Here is a 3,856-nt window from a genome sequence, read left to right as displayed (position 1 = left end):
GGCCAGGGCCTCGCGAGCCGGAGAGTGGGAGCCCGTGGCGGGCGCCCCGACCGTGACCCGGAGGGTGGGGGAGCGCACCTGGCGGTTGCCGGTCGACGCGTTCTGGCAGGCGCACAGATCCGCTGCCGCGCACTACAGCGAACTCGTCCGCACCGCCGTGTCCGGCGCCCCCGCCCTCCCCGGCGACCCGGTGGTCTGGGACCTCTACGGGGGAGCGGGCCTGTTCTCCGCCGCCGTCCTCGACGTGGTCCCCCGGGCCCGCGTGATCGTGGTCGAATCCTCGCCCGCCTCCCTCGAGGCCGTGGGATCGGCTCTCGGGATCGGCCCCGCGGTCGTCCCGGTGGCGTCGAGGGTGGAGCCGTTCCTGGAGCGGTCGAGCGGTTCCGGCGATCGCGGCGACGAACCCGACCTCGTGATCCTGGACCCGCCGAGAGGCGGCGCGGGAATCGAGGTGATGGCCACGCTCGCTCGTGGTACGGCGTCCCGCATCGTCCATGTGGGGTGCGACCCGGCCAGCCTCGCGCGCGATGTCGGGGTGCTCGTGTCAGCCGGTTGGACACTCGCGGGGATCCGCGGTGTCGCGGCGTTCCCCGCGACACACCACGTGGAGGGCCTCGCCGTCCTCGACTCACCGCGGGTGCGCTGATCCCGGTGAGCCGGGGCCGGTCGGCCGGCGGCGGGCGCGAAGACCGTTTCCCCGTAGACTGTGGGTTCGACCCTGCGGGGTGCGGCAAGGGAAGGGGCAGTCGACGGCAATGAGTGTGCTCGATCAGGTGAACGGCCCCTCCGACCTCCGTGCACTCGGATCCGACGAGCTGGTCCGGCTCTGCGGTGAGATCAGGGAGTTCCTCATCCGCAAGGTGTCCGCGACAGGTGGGCACCTCGGCCCCAATCTCGGCGTGGTGGAACTGACGGTCGCGCTACACCGCGTGTTCGACTCCCCGCGGGACCCCATCGTCTTCGACACCGGGCACCAGTCGTACGTCCACAAGATCGTCACGGGTCGGAAGGACCAGTTCGACGGTCTCAGGACGCGCGGGGGTCTGTCCGGCTATCCGTGCCGTGCGGAGAGTGAACACGACATCGTCGAGTCCTCGCACGCGACCTCGTCGCTCTCGTACGCCGACGGACTCGCCAAGGCGTACTCCCTCAGCGGCCAGAACGACCGGACCGTCGTCGCGGTGATCGGCGACGGGGCGATGACAGGGGGCATGGCCTGGGAGGCGCTGAACAACATCGCCGCCGGCAAGGACCGGCCCATGGTGATCGTCGTCAACGACAACGGCCGGTCGTACTCGCCCACGATCGGCGGACTGGCCGAACGGCTCGGGGTCCTGCGTCTCCAGCCCGCGTACGAGAAGGCGATGGACCACACCAAGCGCACTCTGGGCGCCCGAAAGGACCTCCTCGGCAAGGCCGTGTACTCGATCCTGCACGGGATCAAGACGGGACTCAAGGACGTGGTCTCACCGCAGGAGTTGTTCGCCGACCTGGGTCTGAAGTACATGGGGCCCGTCGACGGGCACAATCTGGCCGCCACCGAATCGGCGTTGCGGTTGGCCAAGGACTTCGGCGGGCCGGTGGTCGTCCACGTGGTGACCCGCAAGGGCATGGGCTACGTCCACGCGGAGAACAACGTCGCCGACCAGATGCACGCGACCGGGGTCATCGACCCCGACACCGGCCGCCCGCTCTCGTCGTCGTCGTCAGTGGACTGGACGTCGGTCTTCTCCGAGGAGCTGTGCGAGATCGGGGCGCAGCGAGACGACGTGGTGGCCATCACCGCGGCCATGGCCGGACCGACGGGGCTGACCGCCTTCGGCGACCGGTTCCCGGATCGCATGTTCGACGTGGGCATCGCAGAGCAGCACGCGGTGGCCTCGGCCGCCGGACTCGCGCTGGGTGGGCTGCACCCCGTGGTGGCCGTCTACTCCACGTTCCTCAACCGGGCGTTCGACCAGCTGCTGATGGACGTCGCCCTTCTCGGGCTACCGGTCACCCTGGTACTCGATCGCTCCGGGGTGACCGGCCCCGACGGCGCCAGCCACAACGGGATGTGGGACCTGTCCCTGGCGGGGATCGTCCCGGGCGTCCGGGTGGCCGCACCGCGCGATGCCGAGACCCTCCGCGCGGAACTCCGTGAAGCCGTGGCGGTGACGGACGGCCCGACCGTGGTGCGCTTCCCCAAGGGGTCCGTCGGTGAGCCCCTTCCGTCGTTGGAGACATCGTCGGACGGCGTGGACCGGGTGTTCGGGACCGGGGACGCCGACATCCTGGTGGTCGCGGTCGGGTCGATGGTCGCGCCGTCGATGGCGGCGGCACGGGAACTGCGGGCCGAGGGGGTATCGGTCGACGTGGTCGATCCGCGCTGGGTCTATCCCGTCCCGCAGTCGATCGTCGACTCCGCCCGTGGTCGCCGGCTCGTGGTGACGGTCGAGGACAACGGGATCCACGGCGGCGTCGGTTCGGCGGTCTCGGCGGTGCTGGAGCGCGCGGGGGTCGGTGTTGATCGACTGACCCTCGGCCTTCCGCAGGAGTTCCTCGATCACGCCTCCCGGGGCGAGATCCTCTCCGACACGGGGTTGACCGCGGAGGGGATCGCCGACGGTATCCGCCGTCGCCTCTACGACCGCGTCGAGAGCTGAGGGACGGCGGTCTCAGCCGTCCGCTCTGAACCGGCGCACCGCCTCGAGCAACGGCGCCTGCGTCAGGTCGATCTGCCATCGGCGGGCACCCTCGTCCCCGAGGACCCGGTGGAGCAGCTCCGCGTCGTCGGCGGGGTCGGTGGTGGCCGCCCGCCACGCCCACAGCCGGAGCGACGACGGCTTGAGCAGCAGGCCCTGGTCGATACCGAGCTCCCGGGCGAGCGAACCGATCGCCTCGCGAGCGATGTCCAGCAGAGCGGCCGCCTCCGGGTCCGTGCGCTTCCACGTGGTGTGCGGAGGATGCTCGCCGCGTGGCGCCTGACGGGCGGGTAGGTCGCCACGCCCGAGTTCGGCGGCCCACTCCAACGCGGCCAGCCAGTCGTCGGCCAGTCGTCTGCGATGCGGACCCTCGAAACCCTCGATCGCCAGGAGGTCCGACCGGTTCGTCGGCGCGGTCCGGGCCGCCTCGATGATCGCCGCGTCCGTGAGCAGTCTCTTGGGGGCGATGTCCCGCTCTGCCGCCACCCGGTCACGCGCCATCCACAACTCCCGCGCGCGGGCGAGCTGGCGGGCGTCGCGAAGTGTGCTCAGGCGGTCCAGTCGACGCCAGGGGTCCGGCGCGGTCGGAACCGGACCGGAGTCCACGAGGTGTCGACATTCCGCGTCGAACCAGTCACGCCGACCGAGCTCGTCGAGGCGGGGGAGCACCGCCTCCGCGAGGTCGTGGAGGAACAGCACGTCGTAGGCGGCGTAGTCGAGCCACGCCGGTGGCAGCGGGCGACGGGACCAATCCGCCGCCGAGTGCGCTTTGGCCAGCCCGATCCCCAGGTACTCGGAGATCATCGTGCCCAGGTTCACCCGCTCCAACCCGAGGAATCGCCCGGCGAGTTCGGTGTCGATGACAGCGCTCGGGCTGATCCCGAGTCCACGGAGTGACGGGAGGTCCTGGCTCGCGGCGTGCAGGAGCAGGGGGCGCTCGGAGAGGAGGCCGGCGAGCGGTCCGACCGTCCGGCCCGGTGTCTCGGGGTCGACCAGTAGCGCCGGCCCGTCGGCCGGACGCAGCTGCAGCAGGAAGGCGCGCTCGGAGTAGCGGATCCCTGACGCGCGTTCGACGTCCACCGCCACCGGCCCGGCGGAGGACGTGATGACGGAGGCGACCGCCCGGAGGCCGGGGGCGTCGTCGACGAAGTCGTACTCGGCCGGGGGCGGTG

At 71.3% G+C, this 3,856-nt stretch carries 2 protein-coding genes and 1 pseudogene; 2 read left to right on the top strand and 1 reads right to left on the bottom strand.

The annotated features are described in order from the left end of the window. A pseudogene (locus IY392_RS17535) lies at positions 1-646 on the top strand (class I SAM-dependent RNA methyltransferase); the annotation flags it as partial. 109 nt (positions 647-755) lie between these two features. Beyond that, positions 756-2,645, top strand: coding sequence for a 1-deoxy-D-xylulose-5-phosphate synthase (gene dxs / locus IY392_RS17530; protein ID WP_107756578.1), 1,890 nt, complete (start codon positions 756-758; stop codon positions 2,643-2,645). 12 nt (positions 2,646-2,657) lie between these two features. Here dxs and IY392_RS17525 read toward each other — a convergent pair. Next, positions 2,658-3,856: HRDC domain-containing protein (locus tag IY392_RS17525; RefSeq protein WP_228549584.1), on the bottom strand; the 1,199-nt coding region annotated here is incomplete at its 5' end.

It is taken from the genome of Dietzia sp. SYD-A1, from assembly GCF_015356725.1.
Classification (GTDB): domain Bacteria; phylum Actinomycetota; class Actinomycetes; order Mycobacteriales; family Mycobacteriaceae; genus Dietzia.
The sequence above is the reverse complement of the archived record's forward strand: the minus strand, read 5'-3'. Positions and strand labels throughout refer to the sequence as shown.

Bases quoted from the DNA above. Each gene is read 5' to 3' on its own strand.
- dxs (WP_107756578.1), top strand. From the start codon at position 756: ATGAGTGTGCTCGATCAGGTGAACGGCCCCTCCGACCTCCGTGCACTC.